Here is an 18,487-nt window from a genome sequence, read left to right as displayed (position 1 = left end):
CCCTGCCGCCGTGCGGTTCGAGCGGGCTCGTCGCCGTCGGTACCGGGCCCGACGCTCCTCGACGCGGGCCCGTTCGGGGAACCGGCACAGAGTTTGGTACTTTGCGGCAAACTAGCACTTCGATTTAACAGAATTGATTATTCCAGTACTGTACCGTTAATTCAATGGCAGGTATGTGGGATGCTACCATAGGTGCTTATAGCACCGGGTTTGAAATTGGTTGGCATGGGTGGCACCAATAATCGTGGCACGGGAACGAGTAGACGCACTGCACTGAAGACGCTCGGCGCGGCCGGGGCGGCCGGCCTCACCGGACTCGCGGGCTGTCTCGGGGGACTGGGCGGTGGTGGCGGCGGCACCGACTCGCTCACCGTCGGGTACACCACGTCCCTGTCGGGACCGTTCGCCGTCTTCGGACAGTCGGCGCTCGACGGCGCGAAACTGGCCGTCGAGGACCTGAAGGACGAACTCGGCGTCGACATCGACGTCGTCACCGCGGACACGAAGCTCGAACCGAGCACCGGCGTCAGCCGGATGAAGAAACTGGTCACGGAGGACGAGGCGGACTTCACCATGGGGGCGGTCTCCTCCAGCGTGGCCCTGAAGATGGGCGAGTGGGCGTCCCAGAACGAGGTCGTCTACTTCCCGACCGGGGCGCACTCCGACGCGCTCACCGGGAGCGGCTGTGGGAAGTACGTCTTCCGGCCGACGACCTCGAACTCGATGCTCGCGGCGACCATCGGCGAGGAGATGGCGGGCCAGGCGGACAACTGGTACCTGCTGTACTCCGATTACTCGTGGGGCCAGACCGCCCAGGAGGCGGTGACGCGCATCCTCGAGAACCAGGGCAAGACCGTCGTCGGGAAGTCCGCGACGCCGTTCCCCAACGACGACTACGCGCCCTACCTCAACGAGGCGAAGTCCGCCGACGCCGACGGCATCGGGATGCTCGTCGCCGGCCTCGACCTCCGCAAGGCGACCAACCAGCTCGTCGCCAAGGGTATGCAGGAGAACCACGTCCTCGCGATGCACCAGCTCGAGGACGCGGTGTACAACGACAAGCAGGCCGCCAGCGTGCTCGACGCGGCCGGGCAGGTCTGGGGTCCCGGCGTGGACAACAGCGCGAGCAACGACTTCGCGACCCGCGTCGCGGAGAACTCCGAGACCAGCCCCTACGTCCGGCACTACCTCGGCTACGTCGCGATGGACCAGGCGGTCCGGGCGGCGGTCCGGGCCGACTCCTCGGGCGCCGAGGACATGCGCTCGGCCCTCGAGGGGCACGAGGTCTCCTCGCCCGCGAAGGACATCAAGGGCGGCGGGAAGATGTACTGGCGCGAGGGCGACCACCAGCTCGTCCAGCCGACGTTCAGCATGGAGGCGCTCCCGCGGGACGACATGCAGGACGACCCCTACAAGCGCTGGTTCACCGCGACGAAGACGTTCGCGGGGGACGACGTGGCGCGGTCCGTGGCCGACACCGGGTGTTCGTTCTGACCATCGATGAGCACGAGCACCTTCACACGTGAGCGTCTCGTGGCCGTCTCGCCCGTCTGGTGGGCGGTCGGCGTCGTGACGCTCGTCCTGCTTGGCATCACGGCGGCGGTCGACCCGGGGCTGTTCATCGACCAGGCCATCGGCGGCCTCGTCTACGGGATGGTCCTGGTGCTCATCACGCTCGGGCTGTCGCTCATCCTCGGGCTGATGGGCATCGTGAACTTCGCCCACGGGGCGTTCTTCATGCTGGGTGCGTACGCCTCCTACTCGGTCGTCGTCACGTTCGGCCTGCCGTTCTGGGCGGCGCTCGTGCTCGTCCCCGTCTTCGTCGGGGTCGTCGGCGTGTTGCTGGAGATGACGGTCCTGCGCTACCTGTACGACCAGGACCCCATCGTCAGCCTGCTGGCGACGTTCGGCCTGACGATGATGATCGAACAGGTCATCGAGAGCCACTGGGGCACGCAGCCACTCGGCTACGACAAGCCGGGGTTGCTCGCGGCGAGCGTCGACCTCGGCCCGACGCAGGTGGGCGCGTTCCGCCTGTTCATCGTCGCGGTCGCGGTCGTGACCGTCGTCGCCGTCTACGCGCTCATCTCGAAGACGGACTACGGCCTGACGGTCCGGGCCGGGGTGCAGGACGGCGAGATGACCGAGTTCGTCGGCGTGAACCTCCCGTTCCGCTTCACCACGATGTTCTTCGTGGGGGCGGCCATCGCCGGCCTCGCCGGGGCGCTCTACGCGCCGGAGTACACGATGAACACGACGATGGGCGAGACGTTCGTCATCCTCGCGTTCGTCGTGGTCGTCGTCGGCGGCGTCGGCAGCCTGTTCGGGAGCGTCGTCAGCGGCCTGCTCATCGGTGAGGCACGCTTCCTCGTGCCGGCCGTGGGTGACGCGCTGGCCGAGGTCACCGGCATCGGCGTCCTCGGCGCGGACATCGGCGGCATCGTCCCGTATCTCGTGATGGTGCTCATCCTGCTGGTCAGACCACGCGGCCTGTTCGGCGAGGAGGGGTTCCTCGAATGAGTGGCGAGACCGCACACGGCGAGGCGGAACGCGAGGCCGACGGCCTCGCCACGGTGAAGGCGTTCGTCCGGCGCTACCGCATTCCACTCGGCCTGGTCGCACTCGTGGTGCTGCTCAAGCCACTGGTGTCGCTCCCGTTCCTGCTCGGGTTCGAGGCCATCGCGGCCACGATGCTCATCTGGATGCTGTACGTCGCGGCGTTCAACCTGCTGTTCGGCTATACGGGATTACTCTCGTTCGGGCACGCCATGTTCCTCGGCATCGGGATGTACGCCGCCGCACTGGGCGTCTCCGGGCACGCGGGCTTCCCGGTCCTCGGGTTCCCCATCGCGACGCTGCTCGGGATGGTGCTCGCGGCCGGCCTCGGCTACGGCATCGGCCGGCTCACGGTCCAGAAGGGCGAGATATACTTCGCCTTCCTGACGCTGGCGGTCGCCCAGGCCATCCACTTCACGGCGAACAAGAACCCGGGCGAACTCACCGGCGGCTCGAACGGCATCTCGCAGGGCGTCCTCCCGGCGTTCGTCGAGACCACGCGGGGGCGGCTCTCGTTGCCCCTCCCGTTCGAGGTCGCGGGCTTCGACGCGCTGGACTGGTACTGGTTCGTCGCGCTGGTGTTCCTCGCCGCGATGCTCGCGCTCTGGCAGGTCACGCGCTCGCCCTTCGGGCGGTCGCTGGTCGCCATCCGCGAGAACGAGGACCTCGCCCGCGCGATGGGCGTGAACACCACGCGGTACAAGGTGCAGTCGTTCACCCTGAGCGCGATGTTCTCCGCACTCGCGGGGGCGTTGCTCTCCATCAACGACTTCGGGGCGTCCCTGGAGACGCTCTCGGTCACCACGAGCGGTGACACCGTCCTGATGGCGGTCCTCGGCGGGGTCCGGTACTACTTCGGCCCCATCGCCGGGGTGTTCCTCTGGCAGTTCGCCGAGGAGTTCCTCACCGACTTCGGGGTGCTCGACCTCGGTGTCCTGAGCCTCGACCTCGCCGCGGACTGGCCGTTCTTCCTCGGCGGCATCTTCGTCGTCGTGGTCGTGGCGGCACCCCTCGAGGGCGTCTGGGGCTTCCTCACGGGCCGCATCTCGCGGCTCGTCACGCGGATTCGGGGTGATGCCGAATGAGCAGCGAGCCACGTGACGAGCCGGTCGAGGTCGACCGGGCGGTCCCGAAATCCGAGGCCGCCCTCGCCACCGACGGGCTCCGCAAGACCTTCGGCGAGGTGACGGCGGTCGACGACGTCTCCCTCGGCATCGAGCCGGGCGAACTCCGGGCCATCATCGGCCCGAACGGGGCCGGCAAGACGACCCTGTTCAACACCGTCATGGGGACGCTCTCGCCCACCGAGGGCCGCATCTTCCTCGACGGTACCGACATCACCGACGACCCGGAGTACGACCGCCCCCACCGCGGGCTGGCGCGGTCGTTCCAGTCCAACGAGCTGTTCGCCGACCAGACCGTCCTGGAGAACGTCCGCGTGGTCGTCCAGACCACCGAGCGCGGCGACTTCAGCTGGGACCTGTTCCGCGACCACCGCGAGGTCGGCGACGACACGGCCCGCGAGCACCTCCGGCGCGTCGGCCTCGACGCCGACCCGGACACGCTCGCGAAGAACCTGAGCCACGGCGACCAGCGCCGCCTCGGCATCGCGATGGCGCTGGCGACCGACCCCGACGTGTTGCTGCTGGACGAACCGACCTCGGGCATGAGCCCGGACGCGACGAACGCGACCGCGGAACTCGTCCAGTCGCTGCAGTCCGAGCTGGGGCTCACGCTGGTCCTCATCGAGCACGACATGGACGTCGTGCTCTCCATCAGCGACCGCATCAGCGTGCTCGACCGCGGGTCGATCATCGCGACCGGCACGCCCGAGGACGTCCAGGCCGACGAACGGGTCCAGGACGCCTACCTGGGCGGCATGAGGGAGGAACTATGAGTTCTGACGCACCCACACCACGCGACGAATCGGACGCAGCGAGCGACCCGGGCGGGAGCGACGCGACCAGCACCGGGGGCGCGGCGGCCGATGCACCGTCCGTCCTCGAGGTCGACGGTCTCGAAGCCGGGTACGAGACGGGGCAGGTCCTGTTCGGCGTGGACCTCTCCATCCACGAGGGCGAACTGGTCTCGTTGCTCGGCCGGAACGGCGCGGGCAAGACCACGACCATCCGCGCCATCATGGGTGGCGACGTGCCCGAGGTGACCGACGGCGACGTGCGCTACCGGGGCGAGTCCGTCCTCGGGCTGGAGTCCTACCAGCGCGCGAACCGCGGCATCGCCATCGTCCCCGAGAAGCGACGCTGCTTCCCGCGGCTGTCGGTGGTCGAGAACATCCAGCTGGCGGTGAACACCGTCGAGGACTCGCTCTCGGTCGACGCCGTCCTCGAGTTCTTCCCCGAACTCGACGACATGCGGGAGAAACACGCCCGGAACATGAGCGGGGGCGAACAGCAGATGCTCGCCATCGCGCGCGCCCTCGCCGCGAACCCGGACCTGATGCTGCTGGACGAACCGTTCGAGGGGCTCGCGCCCTACATCGTCCGGCGCATCGAGGACATCATCGCGGACATCAACGACGAGAAGGGTGTGACCGTCTTCTTCGTCGAGCAGAACGTCGCGGCCGCACTCGCCATCGGGTCGCGCCACTACATCCTCGACGAGGGACAGGTCGTCGCCGAGGTCAGCACGGAGCGACTCCGAAAAGACGACGCCCTTCGACAGCGCTACCTCGGTGTATGAGCACGAACGTCACAGACGCGTTCACCGACTCGGTCGCCGACACGGGTGCGACCGTCGAGGTGGTCCCGGCGGCGGCCGCCGAGGACGCCATCGCGGCGGCCCTGGACTCGCCCGCGGTCGGGACCGCACTCCCGTTCGAGGGCGTCGAGTTGCCCGAGACGGTGACGACCGAGCCGGGGCCCGCAGAACTCGCCGACGCGAGCACTGGCGTCACGCCGGCGCGACTCGGCGTCGCCGCGCTCGGGAGCATCCTCATCCACTCCTCGCCCGAGGGCGACGAACCGGTCAGCCTCTACCCGAACCGCCACGTCGCGGTCGTCGCGGCCAGCGCCCTCGTCGAGGGGACGCGGGACGCGGTCGACTGGCTCGCCGACGAGTTCGACGCCGGCCGGGACTCCTACGTCTTCGCGACCGGCCCGTCCGCGACGGCCGACATGGGCGGCCTCGTCGAGGGCGTCCACGGCCCGAACGAAGTACACGTCGTCGTCCTCAAGGACAGATGAGCGCGGACAGACGACGCAAGGCGGCGGAGATCCGCTACCTGCTCGACGCCGAGGGGCCGAACATCGGCCCGAGCGTCCGGGACAAGAACGAGAAGCGCTACGACGCCATCGCCCGGTTCGACGACTGGGAGGACAGCCGCGAGCAGGCCCGAGCCATCAAGGAGGACGCCATCGCGAACCTCGACCACCTCGTCGACACGGTCCGGGAGTCGGTCGAGGCCAACGGCGGGACGGTCTACCTCGCCGAGGACGCCGCGGACGCGAACCGCTATGTCAGAGAGGTCTGCGAGGACGAATCGGCGGAGACGCTGGTGAAGTCGAAGTCGATGACGACCGAGGAGATCGAGCTGAACGACGCCCTCGCCGACGCCGGGGTCGACGTGTACGAGACCGACCTCGGCGAGTTCGTCATCCAGCTCGCCGAGGAGTCCCCGAGCCACCTCGTCGGGCCGGCGCTGCACAAGTCCCGCGAGGAGATCGCCGACCTGCTCAACGAGGTGTTCGACCCCGAGGCGGAACTGGAGACCGCGGAGGAGATGACCCGCTTCGCCCGGGACTACCTCGGCGAACGAATCAAAGAAGCGGACGTGGGCGTCACGGGCGCGAACTTCGTCATGGCCGAATCTGGCACCATCGCGCTCGTGACGAACGAGGGCAACGCCCGCAAGTGCGCGGTCACGCCCGACACGCACGTCGCGGTCGCCGGGGTGGAGAAGCTCGTCCCCTCCATCCGCGAACTCGGCCCCTTCGTCGACATCATCTCGAAGGCGGCCACCGGCCAGGACATCTCGCAGTACATCTCGCTGTTCACGCCCCCGACGGACTCGCCGACCTTCGACTTCGAGGCCGACGAGCGCGGCACGGGCGAGGACCGCGAGTTCCACCTCGTGCTGCTCGACAACGGCCGGATGGAGATGCGCGAGGACGAGCACCTGCGCGAGACCCTCTACTGCATCCGGTGTGGCGCCTGCTCGAACTCGTGTGCGAACTTCCAGGCCGTCGGCGGCCACGGCTTCGGCGGCGAGACCTACTCGGGCGGCATCGGGACCGGCTGGGAGGCCGGCGTCCACGGCCTCGACAGCGCCGCGGAGTTCAACGACATGTGCACCGGCTGCACCCGGTGCGTGAACGCCTGCCCGGTGAAGATCGACATCCCGTGGATCAACACGGTCGTCCGGGACCGGGTGAACCGCGGCGCAGACCCCGACACGTTCGACCACCTCGTCGACGGCCTGACGCCCGACGAGGAACCCGCGGGACTGGACCTCGGTAAGCGCCTGTTCGGGAACTTCGATACCGTCGCCCGGCTGGCCAGCGCGACCGCGCCGGTCTCGAACTGGCTCGCCGGAACCGACCCCGTCCGGGCGGGGATGGACCGGTTCCTCGGCATCGACCGCCGGCGCGACCTCCCCGAGTTCCGGCGCGAGACACTCGTCTCGTGGTTCGATTCGCGCGGCCCGACCGTCTCGGCCGACCGGGCCGACCGGGAGGTCGTGCTCTATCCCGACCTCTACACGAACCACGTCCTGGTCGACCGCGGGAAGGCCGCGGTCCGGGCGCTCGAAGCCCTGAACGTCCACGTGCAGGTCCCGAAGATGGCCTCGTCGGGGCGCGCGCCGCTCTCGCAGGGCATGGTTTCGACTGCAGAGGACCACGCCCACGACGTGTACGCGAGCCTCGCCGAGCACATCGACGCGGGCCGGGACGTGGTCGTGGTCGAACCCTCGGACCTCGCGATGTTCGACCGCGAGTACGAGAAGTTCCTCGCGCCGACGGCCCACGAGCGCCTCGGCGACGCGAGCTACGAGGTGATGGAGTACCTCTACGGCCTGCTGGAGAACGGGGCCGATGCCGACGCCCTGGCATCGCCCCCTGCCGAGGTGGCCTACCACAGCCACTGCCAGCAGCGCACCCTCGGGCTGGAACCGTACACCGTCGCGGTGCTGGAGGACTGCGGCGCCACGGTCCGGACCTCCGACACCGAGTGCTGCGGGATGGCCGGGAGCTTCGGCTACAAGTCCGAGTACTACGAGATGAGCATGGCCGTCGGCGAACCGCTGGCCGAGCAGTTCGAAGAGGAGGCGACCGTCGTCGCCTCGGGCACCTCCTGCACCGAGCAACTGGGGGACCTGCTCTCCCGGGGCATCCGGCACCCGGTCGAGTTGCTGGTCCGGTAGTCGTCGCTGCCGGGCCGCAACCTTCAGGCAGTCGCGTTCGCCGCCCCGTCGTGGATGCCCGACAGCGTCGAGGGCGCCGGCCCGTTCACGATGGTCACCCGTTTCCCGTCGACCGTCACCCGGAAGGCGTCCGCGAAGGGCCCCTCGAGGATGAGGAACGTGTTCTCGTCGACCTGTTCCGCGTCGTGATAGCCGAGCAGTCGCTCGTAGGCGTCGGCGAACTGCCGGGCGTCGCCCCGCGTCTCCCACGTCGTGTGCCAGACGTAGCCCGTCTGGTCGCCGTTCCGGTAGGTGTAGAGGGTGTCGCCGGCCCAGCCGTCGCTCTCGGGCAGGCCGTAGTCCAGCGGGTTCGTGCTGTTCACGCTCCCGTCCGGCCCGGTGTTGAGGAAGTCATCGCGCGAGACCAGCGACGCGTTCCGGTCGTCGTAGATGGTGTACGCGAACATGGTGGCGATGCCGGCCTCGCCGACGGTCCGGCCGGGCGGCCCCGAGTCGACGCGCTCCCAGGCGGCCGAACTCCGGTCGGGCGCCTGCACCAGCGACGAGTCCGAGTCGAGGTCCTGCTCGATGACCTGCGCGCTCGACAGCGGCGGCGCCTCGTACAGCCGGTCTACCCCCTCCCAGCCGGACTCGGCGTAGGTGTCCTGTATCAGCTCCTCGCCCTCGGCGTAGGGGAAGTACGAGAGCAGGTAGAGGCCCATATGGATCGAGGGGGTGGAGTCGTCGCCGGTGCTGGCGGCACCTTCACCGCCCTCGTCGCCGGCTTGTCTGGCGTCCTCGTCGCGCAGGCACTCCCACGACGCCTCGCACTGCTGTTCGTACAGCCGGTCGACGAAGTTCGCGTCGCCCTCGACCAGCGAGAGGACGCCGCGGACCTGGTCGTCGTTCATGTTCCGGGGGACCGGCGTCGAGGCGAGCACCTGCCGGAACTGGTAGGCGTGGTAGAGCTCCTGGGCGAGGGTCACCTCGTTCGGTCGCGGCGGGTCGTTCTTCGAGACGATGACGATGCGGTCCTGTCGCGTGTCGTAGTAGCCCTGGACCGTCGAGCCGCGGTTCTCGGACTGCTGCTGGCCGGCGTCGCCCGCCTCGCCGACGAGGAACAGCGCCTCGAACTGGGCGGCCTGCTCGGCGGCCGCGGCCTGCTGGGTCGCCGACGCGCTGCCGTCACCGCTGCTGGCGCCGGCTCCCGACATCGTGGAGTTCCGGTACTCGCTCCGGGTGACGAGTTCGACCGGGACCGGCCGCTCGAACTCGACGCCGCGGACGTGCTCGACCCGGGCCATCGCGCGGGCGACGACCGCGTCGAGTTCGGAGTCGTTCAGCCCGTCCGCGGTCGTGATGGCGAGCGATTCGTCGTACCAGAAGCCGCGTTCCCAGCCCTGTCGGTCGGTGCCGGGGTCGGTGACGCTCGCGTTCGCCGCCAGCGAGTCGTTCGCGGCGACGCTGCCGCCGACCTCCTGTGCGCCGATGGGGACCGCGTTGCAGCCGGCGAGGAGGACGAGGGCACCGAGGAGGAGGACGAGGGGGAGCGGGCCGGGCTGTCGCATTCCTCAGACGATTGGGAGGCGGTGGGTAAAAGCGGTGTGCCCCGCGCTGTCTTCGCCGGCAACCCGGACTCAGGCGTCCGGGTCGGGGTGGCCGAACACCGCGTCGAGTTCGAACAGCGGGACGATGTCGCCCGTGGCGTACTCCCGGAGGAGCCGTTCCAGCTCCCGGAAGGTGGCGGTCCCGGCGAGGCCGTTCTCGACGCCCTCGACGTAGGCCGCGCCGAGGGCGGTCCCGATGTGTCGCCCCTGCACCACGTCCTCCGTGATGCCCAGCCCGGCGAGGTAGGCCTCGTCGAGGTCGTACTCCGCGTACCGGACCTCGCCGGTGTCGATGCCCTCCCAGCGACAGAGCTTCTCGAGTTTGGGGAAGGTCGCCCGGCCGCGGAGCCGGTCCTGGTACGCCTCGCCGGCGTGTTCGGCGAGGTCGATGTGGCCGGAGAAGAGCCGGTCGAACTCGCTATCGGCGGCGGGCCACTCGCCCGACTCCGCAAGCGCGGCCGCCCAGTTCCGCAGGTGGACCTCGTCGAAGTTGGTCCCGTTGTAGGTCAGGGTGCGGTCGACCGGGCGGTCGCCGACCCAGTCGACCACGTCCCGGAGGACGGCCGCGGTGTGGGCCGGGTCCCAGCCGCCCTCTCTGAGAAAGACGGTCGTCTCGGGCTCGTCGTCGGGCGAGGCCGCGTACCCGGCCGCGACCGCCACGAGTTCGAAGTAGTCGGTGTCCGTGAACTCCGGCGGCTTCCCGTGGGGGCTCGCGGTCTCGATGTCCAGTGCCAGCGTTCCCATACCGCCCCGCAGTGCGCCGAGGCACAAAGCCGTGCTGTCTCCCGGTTTCGCCTACCCGGACCGCGACGGTCCCGAGGAGACCCCGCCGTCGTAGTCGCTCTCGACCGACCCGAGGGCCTCGATGACCGTCTCCTCCGCATCGCGGGAGGGCCCGAGGTCGGTTCCGTCCCTGTCCGAGTCGAGATGCTCCGCGACGGTCGTCTCGTAGGCAGCCGCGAGGGGCGTCGAGTCCCAGCCCAGCGCGGCCAGTTTCCCGGTCGAGACGAGCATCGGCTCGTCGGTGAACAGCGGGAAGTCGCCGGGCGAGCGGTCGTTCGCGGCGAGTTCGCGCTCGCTGGCGTAGACGAGGTCGACCTCGGTGACCAGTTCGTCGGCCGCGAGGTCGAGCCAGCCCGAGAGCGTCGTCGCCTCGCGGTCCGCGACGTTGTACGCCTCGCCGGGGTCGCCGCGCTCGGCGACGATGCGGAGGGCACGGGCCACGTCCTCGACGTAGGCCCGGTGGAGCAGGCTGTCGCCGTCGCCAGGCACGAGCACCCGGTCGTACTCGGCCAGGCGGTGCAGCCAGTAGTCGGTCCGCTCGGTGTAGTCGTGGGGGCCGTACACCAGCATCGGGCGGACCGACATCGCGTGGACGCCGCGGTCGGCGGCCGCGAACACCTCGCGGTCGCACTCGGCCTTCCGGGGGCCGTAACTCGCCATCGACTCGTCGGTGGCCTGCTCGGGCGTGCACTCACAGAGGGGCGTCTCGTCCTCGCGCATGGGAATCGGCTGCTCGCCGTAGGTCGACCCGGAGGAGACGAACACGTAGGCGTCCACGTCGGCGAACACCTCGGTCGCGGTCGCGACCTGCTCCGGGAACAGCCCCACGAAGTCCACGACGATGTCGGGGTCGACCGCGTCGCGGGCGGCTTCGAGGGCGGCGCGGTCGTTCCGGTCGCCCTGGTAGTTGTCGACTCCCTCGGTGTCCGCGAAGGGGTCCTCGGACTCGCCCCGGGTGAACGTCGTCACGTGGTAGTCGTGTGCGAGCAGTTCCGCGACAGTGTGGCGGCCGATGAAGCGGGTGCCGCCGACGAGCAGGGCGCGTGGCATACGGTATCTCGGGCCGGAGACACGATAATCGTGGTGCCGGGTGGCGGCGACCGACCCTGCCGTCTCCGGCAGAAGAGACTTACCGGATTGTTGTCTCGTTCCGGTATGGCCCGCCCAGCCCTCCCGCTGCTCGCACTGGCCGCGGTCGTCGTCCTCGCCGGCTGTCTCGGTGGCTTCACCGCCGGGACGGAGACGAGCACCACGACGACCGAGCCGCCGACCACCGACCCGACCGACACCCGAACCGACACCACGACGGACCCGGCGACGCCGACCACCACCGGAACACCAACCTACCGCACCGCAGACTGCCCCTACATCCTCTCCGTCGAGCCGGCGACGGTGGACCAGCGAGAGGAGGCCGACACCATCCGGCAGTTCGAGAACCGCACCGAGCGCGAGCAGGAACTGTTCGCGCAGGCGCTGGAGAACGGCAGCGTCGAGTCCGACACGCTACCCGACCTGTGGAGCAGCCCGGGCGTCGTCGAGTACCAGAACGAGACCTACTACGTCGTCGCGGCGGTCTGCTGAAAGAAGGGGGACGACAGACGATGTTCGTGGCTACTGCGTACCCACCGGCACGAACGGCAGCGTCGCGCGCTCGGTGTCGCTGTAGGCGAGCGCCTCGGTCTGGCTCACGCCGTCGGGCGTGACCAGGTCCATGACGAGGGGCGCGTTGTCGACCGCCCCTGGTTTCGCGCCGCCGAAGACGTAGCCGCCGGCCGTCTCCTGCACGGGCCGGAGTGCGCCGAAGTTCTCGGACTGGACCATCGCGACCAGCTCCAGCGAACCCGCGTCGACCCCGTCGAGGGCCTCGCGGTCGAGGCTCAGGGTGACGGTCCCGGCGTCGTCGTCGACGCTCTCGCGCACCGTGACGGTGTTCCCGTCGGCGTCGGTGAGCGCCGCGCCGGTCGAATCGACCGCGCTCTTGGTGAAGCCGCTGACCTCGAGGCGGTAGTGCCAGGCATCGGCGAAGTCGACGTTCGCGCCGAGGTCGTCGAGGCTGTCGGTCGCGCCACCGGCCTTGTCCGGGTCGCGCAGCCAGCAGACGAACATGTGCGGCGAGAAGCCCCGACTGCTCCCGAAGGCGTTGTTCAGCGTCTCGACCTCGAAGCGGAACTGGTGGATGCTCGGGGTCTGCTCGACCGTGACCGAGGTCAGGTCGAACGCGCCCGCGGGGAAGGCGTCGGCGGTCGGGTAGGTGTAGCCGCCGGGGCCGGAATCGTCGCCGGTCGGGTCGCCGATGGTCGCGACCGTCTCGGGCGGTTTGACGGTGACCGTCTCGCTCGCCAGCGTCTCCCCGTCGGTGGTCTGGACGACCACGTCGTAGGTGCCGCGCGTGTCGATGGCGTAGGAGAACTGGTAGGACTGGTCGGTGGAGTTCGGCGGGAAGCGGACGTTCGCGCTCGCCGCGACCGTGCCGTCGACGACGAGTTCGACGGTCGTGCCGCCGATGTAGGCGCCAGCGTTCGACCCGGTGGCGCTGATGAACGGCTCCTGGACGAACGTCTCCTCGCGGATGGCCACGTCGAGGTCCTGCTCGGGGTACTCGTACGCGGGGAGGTCGGCCACGTCCGTCCAGTCGGCCGGGCGGAGACGGACCGCGGTCCCACCGGACTCGATGGTCGAGGCGAGCAGGGTGGTGTCGGCGGTGACGATGGCCTCGTCGACGCGCACGTCGGTCAGGTTCTCGTCGAACCGGGCGTCGATGCCGTCGGAGTAGATCTCGGCGACGTACTTGCCCTTCGTGTGGCCCTTCCCCTCGCCGTTCTCGGTGCCGTTTCCGTTGCCATTCCCGCCGCCGTGGCCCTTCCCCTTGCCCTCGTCGTGGCCCTTGCGTTTTCCGGGGGCCGAGTCGAGGAAGTCGAGGGGGACGTCGAGGGCGCGGCCGTTCTCGTCGGTCATGGCGCCGACGAACCACTCGTCGTCCTGCTTGCGTGCCGTGACCATGTACGAGCCGATGTCGGCATCGACGACGCGGGTGTCGTCCCAGCCGGCGGCCGGCACGTCCTCGATGAAGTCGAAGGCCTCGACCGTGGGCCCGAGCGTCGGGTCCGTCTCGGGTGCGGGCATCGACTGGCCGGGTTCCGTGACCGCGACCGAATCGAGGTTCAGGCCGCCGGTGTCGCTCTCGGCGAGCGTGAGTTCGAGGTCGTTCTCGCCCGAGTCGAGGGTGACCGTCGCCGAGACGGTGGCCCACTCGTCCCAGTAGTCGGTGGTCGGGAAGGTGACCTGTGTGGAATCCCCGCCGGCGACGAGGGTCGCGGTCCGGTCGGTGTCGGCCGGGACCGCGTTGTTCTCGGCGTCGCTGGCGTAGCGCAGGTGGACGGTGTACTCGCCGGCCTCGGGCACGTCCTCGACGGTCCAGGCGACGGAGGCGCCCGTCTCGACCGTGTTCGGGTCGACCGGGACGTACCGGCCGCCCTGGGCGCCGGCCCAGCGGGCCTTCGCGGTGAACCCGTCGAGGTCGCCGAACTCGGCCTGTGCGACCTCGCCGACCGAAGCGACGGCGGGCTGGTCGGCGAGGTAGGAACTCGGCAGGTCCGCGACCATGTGGAGGCCGCTGAGGTACGTCGGGTACATCGCGAGCTGTTTCGCCCGCGTGGTCTCGATACCGCCGGACCCGGAGTCCATGTCGAAGATGCCGGGGGTGTACTCGACTGGGCCGCCGAGCATCCGGGTGAACGGGAACGTGACGTGGTGCGAGGGCGAGACGTAGCCGAAGGAGTCGTACTCCTGGCCGAGGACGCCCTCGCGGGTCATCACGTTCGGGTAGGTCCGGCGCTCGCCCGTCGGCTTGACGGGTTCGTGGACCTCCAGCATCTGGCGGTTCTTCGCGGCCTCGCGGTACACCAGATGGTGGTGGTTCACCAGCGCCTGGCAGTGGTGGTTGTACGTCGTCCCGTCGATGGAGACGCCGCCGTCGGCGACGTAGCCCGTCTTGATGGAGTTGATGCCGAGGTCGTCGTAGTCGGCGAACGGGTTCGGGTCGTTCTCGAGTTGGGCCTCGTAGTTCGAGACGTTCCCCGCCGTCTCGTTGTGGGCCGTCATCGCGACCGGCGGGTCGAGCTGGGCGCCGTAGTCGGTGACCGCCTCGATGTCGAAGTCGGGGTAGGTGTCGTCGAAGTCCATCGTGCTCCCGTCGCCGGGGTAGGAGTCCCAGCCCTCGTTCCACCCCTCGACGAGCACGCTGTCGATGCCGTGCTCGCTGGCGAAGTCCATGTACCGTTGCATCCGCCGGGTCTGGGCGCCGTGGTTCCCGGTCTCTGGGCCCCGGTACTGCCAGTCGGCACGCCCGGTGATCATCAGCCACCAGACGCCCATGAACTTCTGTGGCTCGATCCAGTCGGTCCCGTGCGGGAACTCCTCGGGGTCCAGCGGGTCGTTCAGGTTGAGCACGAGGCTGGACTCGACGAGGTCGCCCGGGCGCTCGCCGACCTGTATCGTGCGCCACGGCGTCCGGTGCGGGGCCGCCGCAGACACCTTCGTCCCGTCCGGCAGCGGGGCCAGCGTCGACTCGAACGTCGTCGCGCCCGCAGAAACGGGCTCGACCGCCATCGCGGCGTAGTCGACCAGGTTCGCCTCGTGGACGCTGAGGTAGCGCCCGCCGTCGGTCTCCATCGTGATGGGGGTGTGTGCGCCGTCGTAGGGCGTCCCCGAGCCGACCTCGCTCAGGGGCGTCTCCTTGTACGCGTACTCGTAGCTGTTGAAGTCGTTCTCGACCCACCAGCTCGTGTGGTCGCCGGGGAAGGCGAACTCGGTCCGTTCGTCGGTGACGACGAACTCGCCGAAGCCGCTCTCGTCGGGGAAGACGTACCGGAATCCGACCCCGTCGTCGAACGCCCGGACCTCGAGCGTGAGGTTGCGGCCCGGGGGACTCTCCTCGACCAGCCCGAGGCGCAACTCGTGGTAGTGCTCGCGGATCTCGTCGTACTGGTCCCAGACGGGCGTCCAGGTCGTGTCGGTGGTGGCGCGTTCGCTCCCCGTCACCGCGACACCTTCGCCGAAGGCGGGCTGGTCCTGGAACTCGAACCCGAGTCGCGAGTCGGCCACGACCGTCTCCCCGCCGTGACTGACGCTGTAGCTCGGGACCCCGTCCGACACGTCGACCGTCACCGCGACGCTCCCGTCCGGCGACGTGACCGTCTGTGTGGCTGCGTCGTCCCCTGCCGTGACCTTCGCGGCCGTCTCGTCGGCGACCGACAGCGAGAACGCCGACGCCGCGACCAGCGAGGCCAGCCCACCCACGAACTCGCGGCGGTCCATGGATGAGAACGTGTGATTACCTTGTTCGTCAAACATCGACTAGCATGGCAGAGGCACACACAATAAGCGTAACTATCTTTTCTGACACGTGTATTTCTCGCAACTGATTCCGTTGCGTATCGAGGTGCAGTACAGCGGGTGTGGTTGGAGATTCCGGCGGCCACCTTCTGTCCTAACAGTACTCTGTAACAACTGAAAACGCGAGCCGAGTGGCCCGGCGGCCCTAGAGGCCCGGTCGTTCGACCCCGGTGATCTCGAAGCGGACACCGCCCTGTGTGCCCTCCGCGAGTTCGACCTCCCATCCGTGGGCAGCGACGATCTGCGCCACGATGTCGAGACCGAGGCCCGTCCCGTCGGGTCGCGTCGAGTACCCGGATTCGAACACCCGCTGTCGCTGCGCCGGCGGGATGCCCACCCCGTCGTCCTCGACGTAGAAGCCCGTCTCGAGGTCACCCACGGTTATCGTCAGCGCCTCGGCGCTAGCATCGGTCCCTGTCTGGTCGCTGGTCGAGCCGTGTTCCACGCTGTTGCGCAACAGGTTCTCCAGCACCTGCGAGAGCCGGGTCTCGTCGGCGACCACGACGCGGTCGGTCTCGACGCACAACTCGGCGTCGTCGGCGTCGACGTTCCGCCAGCAGCGTTCGACCAGGGTCGCGAGACAGACCGGCTCCAGGTCGGTTATCGACCGGTTCGTCCGGGCCAGCGTCAGCAGGTCGTCTATCAGGGCCCGCATCCGCCGGTGTGCCCAGGCCACCTCCGCCAGCGCCTCGTCGTCGGTGCGCTCGCGGGCCACCTCCAGGTAGCCCTCGGCGACGTTCATCGGGTTCCGGAGGTCGTGTGAGACCATGCTGGCGAACTGGTCGAGGCGGTCCCGGTGGCGTTCGAGGTCCAGTTCGTACTCCTTGCGCTCCGAGACGTCCCTGACGACCCAGAGCCGGGCCCGGCGGCCGTCCGTCCCGACCGTCACCGGGGTCGAGTAGAGGTCGACCCAGCGTCCGTCCTCGAGGCGGAACTCGTCGCGACTCTCCTCCGTCGGATGCCCGTGGAGGTGCTCCACACGGTCACGGAACCGGTCGGTGTCCGCGATCCGCCGGGCCAGCCGGTCCGCGAGCATCCGACCGTCGGGAGTGCCCTCGCTCGTGGGCGTGTCGACGTCGAGGATGTCGAAGAAGCGGTCGTTGGTCCGGAGGACCGTCCCGTCGCCGGCGACCAGCACCAGCCCGTCGATGGTGCCCTCGGCCTGCGCCTGCAGTTCGGCCACCTGCTGCTGGAGTTCCTGCACCCGGGCGTCGCTGGACCCCGCGGATGGGGACCCGTCCCCGGGTCGCTCCCGGTCCTGTGGCGGACTGGCATCCGGCTGATCGCTGGTCATGCGTCCTCCTCCGTGGTAGTCGGGAGCGTGACCGTCACGGTCGTTCCGTCCCCGTTGGTGATCTCGACGTCCCCGCCGAGCAGGGTGAGGGCCCAGTGGACCAGCCACAGGCCGAGGCCGTCGCCGTGGTGCAGGGGCGTCTCCTCGCCCTCCCGGTACACGTCGACGAGGTCCTCGTCGATGCCGGGGCCGTTGTCGACGATGCGGACCTGGACGCGACCCGGGGTCTTCGGGGCGGGCCCGACCGTCACGGTGACGACCGGGTCGACCGCGTCGTTGTGCCGGACCGCGTTCTCGAAGAGTTCGGGGAGCACGTCCACGAGACAGCCCCCGTTGACGTACCAGGGCCCGTCCTCGACCTCGACGGTCACGTCGACCCCGGCGTAGGTCTTCCGGGTCCGTTCGGCGAGGTCGGCGAGGACCTCACCGAGGTCGATGGTGTCGTCGAACGACCGGCACCACTCCAGGGTCCGCTCGATGTGCCGGACGCTTCGCCCGAGTCGCTGCAACTCCTCTGCGGAGCCCTGTATCTCGCCGGCCGAGGCCGCCACCGCCGGGTCCTCCGCCGTCTCGACCAGCATGTCGGCGTACCCGGCGACGACGTTGATGTCGTTCGAGAGGTTGTGTCGCATCACCCGGTTGAGGACGCTCAGGCGCTGCTCGCGGACCTTCTCGTCGGTCACGTCCGTCTGGAACCCGATGAAGTTCACCAGCTCGCCCGTCTCGTCGTGGACCGGCGCGATGGCGACCCGGTTCCAGAAGCGCGTGCCGTCGGCCCGGTAGTTGACCAGCGTCGTCGCCACCCGCTCCTCGTCGGCGATGGCCTCCCGGAGGGTCCGGACGGCCGTCTCGTCGGTCGCCGGCCCCTGCAGGAGGCGCATGTTCTCGCCGAGGAGCTCGGTCTCGTCGTAGCCCGTGATCTGCTCGAAGGCGTCGTTCGCGTAGATCAGCGGGTTGTCCGGCCGGCCGGGGTCCGTGATGGTTATCCCGATGGGTGCGGCGTCCATCGCCCGTTCCTTCCGGCGCAACTCCGCCACCGTCAGCTCCAGCTCGCGCTCTCGGCTCGCCAGCCGCGTCGAGGTCCGGCGGCGCCGGAGCAGGTTCGACAGTCGCGCCTCCAGTTCGGCCTTCTTCACCGGCGCCTCGATGACGTCGTCGGCGTACTCCCACACGCCGGGGTCCGAACAGAGGTCGCTCCCGGGGGGCGCGATGAGCAGGACCGGCGAGAAGACCGTGTCGCTCCGGTCCCGGTACGCCTCGATTGCGTCGGTCCGGTGCCGGAAGCGCTCCTCGTCGACGATGCAGAGGTCGACGGTCCTGTCAAGCGCGTCACCCTCGGTCCCCGACGTGACGTCGTATTTGTCGCCGAGGAGGTCGGCGAGCAACTGTCGGTTCCGTCCCGGCTCCAGCAGCAGGTGGACGTGGGCCCACTCGTCGTCCCCGGACGGGCGCTCCGGCGGAACAGAGCCAGGGTCGGTGGTCATGAGCCGCGGA

General features: G+C 69.3%; 14 protein-coding genes. 8 read left to right on the top strand and 6 right to left on the bottom strand.

Annotation, left to right across the window (positions count from 1 at the left end; genetic code table 11):
• The first annotated feature begins 225 nt into the window (after nt 1-225).
• Genes NOV86_RS08510 through NOV86_RS08480 form a run of 7 tightly spaced genes read left to right on the top strand, consistent with a single transcriptional unit; the run spans nt 226 to nt 7,936 of the window.
• Nucleotides 226-1,494: an ABC transporter substrate-binding protein gene (locus tag NOV86_RS08510; protein WP_267640914.1), complete on the top strand. Its 1,269-nt coding sequence runs from the start codon at nt 226-228 to the stop codon at nt 1,492-1,494.
• 6 nt (nt 1,495-1,500) lie between these two features.
• The gene (locus tag NOV86_RS08505; RefSeq protein ID WP_267640913.1) at nt 1,501-2,520 is read left to right on the top strand and encodes a branched-chain amino acid ABC transporter permease; all 1,020 of its coding nucleotides are present in this window, start codon (nt 1,501-1,503) and stop codon (nt 2,518-2,520) included.
• On the top strand, nt 2,517-3,641 hold the full coding sequence (locus NOV86_RS08500; RefSeq protein ID WP_267640912.1) for a branched-chain amino acid ABC transporter permease: 1,125 nt from the start codon (nt 2,517-2,519) through the stop codon (nt 3,639-3,641). The genes NOV86_RS08505 and NOV86_RS08500 overlap by 4 nt, the downstream gene beginning before the upstream one ends.
• Nucleotides 3,638-4,453, top strand: coding sequence for an ABC transporter ATP-binding protein (locus NOV86_RS08495; protein ID WP_267640911.1), 816 nt, complete (start codon nt 3,638-3,640; stop codon nt 4,451-4,453). The genes NOV86_RS08500 and NOV86_RS08495 overlap by 4 nt, the downstream gene beginning before the upstream one ends.
• Nucleotides 4,450-5,256 carry an ABC transporter ATP-binding protein gene (locus NOV86_RS08490; protein ID WP_267640910.1) on the top strand — a complete coding sequence of 269 codons (807 nt, stop codon included), beginning with the start codon at nt 4,450-4,452 and terminating at the stop codon, nt 5,254-5,256. Before NOV86_RS08495 ends, NOV86_RS08490 begins: the two co-directional genes overlap by 4 nt.
• On the top strand, nt 5,253-5,759 hold the full coding sequence (locus NOV86_RS08485) for an LUD domain-containing protein (protein WP_267640909.1): 507 nt from the start codon (nt 5,253-5,255) through the stop codon (nt 5,757-5,759). Before NOV86_RS08490 ends, NOV86_RS08485 begins: the two co-directional genes overlap by 4 nt.
• Entirely contained in the window at nt 5,756-7,936 is a 2,181-nt protein-coding gene (locus tag NOV86_RS08480; protein WP_267640908.1) for an LUD domain-containing protein, read from the top strand. Before NOV86_RS08485 ends, NOV86_RS08480 begins: the two co-directional genes overlap by 4 nt.
• Before the next feature lie 23 nt (nt 7,937-7,959).
• Here the strand turns inward: NOV86_RS08480 and NOV86_RS08475 are convergent, their stop codons facing one another.
• The 3 genes from NOV86_RS08475 to NOV86_RS08465 all read right to left on the bottom strand — a co-directional run bounded on the left by NOV86_RS08475 (nt 7,960) and on the right by NOV86_RS08465 (nt 11,355).
• The gene (locus tag NOV86_RS08475; protein WP_267640907.1) at nt 7,960-9,483 is read right to left on the bottom strand and encodes an Hvo_1808 family surface protein; all 1,524 of its coding nucleotides are present in this window, start codon (nt 9,481-9,483) and stop codon (nt 7,960-7,962) included.
• Nucleotides 9,484-9,552: 69 nt separating this feature from the next.
• The gene (locus NOV86_RS08470; RefSeq protein ID WP_267640906.1) at nt 9,553-10,266 is read right to left on the bottom strand and encodes a hypothetical protein; all 714 of its coding nucleotides are present in this window, start codon (nt 10,264-10,266) and stop codon (nt 9,553-9,555) included.
• 51 nt (nt 10,267-10,317) lie between these two features.
• The gene (locus tag NOV86_RS08465; RefSeq protein ID WP_267640905.1) at nt 10,318-11,355 is read right to left on the bottom strand and encodes an NAD-dependent epimerase/dehydratase family protein; all 1,038 of its coding nucleotides are present in this window, start codon (nt 11,353-11,355) and stop codon (nt 10,318-10,320) included.
• Nucleotides 11,356-11,460: 105 nt separating this feature from the next.
• On the opposite strand from NOV86_RS08465, the gene NOV86_RS08460 reads away from it, so the two are divergent.
• Nucleotides 11,461-11,886 carry a DUF7979 domain-containing protein gene (locus NOV86_RS08460; RefSeq protein ID WP_267640904.1) on the top strand — a complete coding sequence of 142 codons (426 nt, stop codon included), beginning with the start codon at nt 11,461-11,463 and terminating at the stop codon, nt 11,884-11,886.
• Between the two features lie 30 nt (nt 11,887-11,916).
• Here the strand turns inward: NOV86_RS08460 and NOV86_RS08455 are convergent, their stop codons facing one another.
• The 3 genes from NOV86_RS08455 to NOV86_RS08445 all read right to left on the bottom strand — a co-directional run bounded on the left by NOV86_RS08455 (nt 11,917) and on the right by NOV86_RS08445 (nt 18,477).
• Nucleotides 11,917-15,657 (bottom strand): glycoside hydrolase family 97 N-terminal domain-containing protein, encoded by a 3,741-nt coding sequence (locus NOV86_RS08455; RefSeq protein ID WP_368408732.1) that lies wholly within the window; start codon nt 15,655-15,657, stop codon nt 11,917-11,919.
• A 187-nt stretch (nt 15,658-15,844) separates the two neighbouring features.
• Nucleotides 15,845-16,993, bottom strand: coding sequence for a sensor histidine kinase (locus tag NOV86_RS08450; protein WP_267640902.1), 1,149 nt, complete (start codon nt 16,991-16,993; stop codon nt 15,845-15,847).
• Nucleotides 16,990-18,477 carry a PAS domain-containing protein gene (locus tag NOV86_RS08445; RefSeq protein ID WP_267640901.1) on the bottom strand — a complete coding sequence of 496 codons (1,488 nt, stop codon included), beginning with the start codon at nt 18,475-18,477 and terminating at the stop codon, nt 16,990-16,992. Before NOV86_RS08445 ends, NOV86_RS08450 begins: the two co-directional genes overlap by 4 nt.
• Nucleotides 18,478-18,487 lie beyond the last annotated feature (10 nt).

It is taken from the genome of Haloarchaeobius amylolyticus (assembly GCF_026616195.1).
GTDB lineage: Archaea > Halobacteriota > Halobacteria > Halobacteriales > Natrialbaceae > Haloarchaeobius > Haloarchaeobius amylolyticus.
This window is presented reverse-complemented; position numbering and strand designations above follow the sequence as displayed.

What these genes read in the sequence shown, in the direction of transcription:
- NOV86_RS08480 (WP_267640908.1), top strand. Translation starts at nt 5,756, where the DNA reads ATGAGCGCGGACAGACGACGCAAGGCGGCGGAGATCCGCTACCTGCTC.
- NOV86_RS08510 (WP_267640914.1), top strand. Translation starts at nt 226, where the DNA reads ATGGGTGGCACCAATAATCGTGGCACGGGAACGAGTAGACGCACTGCA.
- NOV86_RS08475 (WP_267640907.1), bottom strand. Translation starts at nt 9,483, where the DNA reads ATGCGACAGCCCGGCCCGCTCCCCCTCGTCCTCCTCCTCGGTGCCCTC.
- NOV86_RS08445 (WP_267640901.1), bottom strand. Translation starts at nt 18,477, where the DNA reads ATGACCACCGACCCTGGCTCTGTTCCGCCGGAGCGCCCGTCCGGGGAC.
- NOV86_RS08505 (WP_267640913.1), top strand. Translation starts at nt 1,501, where the DNA reads ATGAGCACGAGCACCTTCACACGTGAGCGTCTCGTGGCCGTCTCGCCC.
- NOV86_RS08470 (WP_267640906.1), bottom strand. Translation starts at nt 10,266, where the DNA reads ATGGGAACGCTGGCACTGGACATCGAGACCGCGAGCCCCCACGGGAAG.
- NOV86_RS08500 (WP_267640912.1), top strand. Translation starts at nt 2,517, where the DNA reads ATGAGTGGCGAGACCGCACACGGCGAGGCGGAACGCGAGGCCGACGGC.
- NOV86_RS08495 (WP_267640911.1), top strand. Translation starts at nt 3,638, where the DNA reads ATGAGCAGCGAGCCACGTGACGAGCCGGTCGAGGTCGACCGGGCGGTC.
- NOV86_RS08465 (WP_267640905.1), bottom strand. Translation starts at nt 11,355, where the DNA reads ATGCCACGCGCCCTGCTCGTCGGCGGCACCCGCTTCATCGGCCGCCAC.
- NOV86_RS08485 (WP_267640909.1), top strand. Translation starts at nt 5,253, where the DNA reads ATGAGCACGAACGTCACAGACGCGTTCACCGACTCGGTCGCCGACACG.
- NOV86_RS08450 (WP_267640902.1), bottom strand. Translation starts at nt 16,993, where the DNA reads ATGACCAGCGATCAGCCGGATGCCAGTCCGCCACAGGACCGGGAGCGA.
- NOV86_RS08460 (WP_267640904.1), top strand. Translation starts at nt 11,461, where the DNA reads ATGGCCCGCCCAGCCCTCCCGCTGCTCGCACTGGCCGCGGTCGTCGTC.
- NOV86_RS08455 (WP_368408732.1), bottom strand. Translation starts at nt 15,657, where the DNA reads ATGTTTGACGAACAAGGTAATCACACGTTCTCATCCATGGACCGCCGC.
- NOV86_RS08490 (WP_267640910.1), top strand. Translation starts at nt 4,450, where the DNA reads ATGAGTTCTGACGCACCCACACCACGCGACGAATCGGACGCAGCGAGC.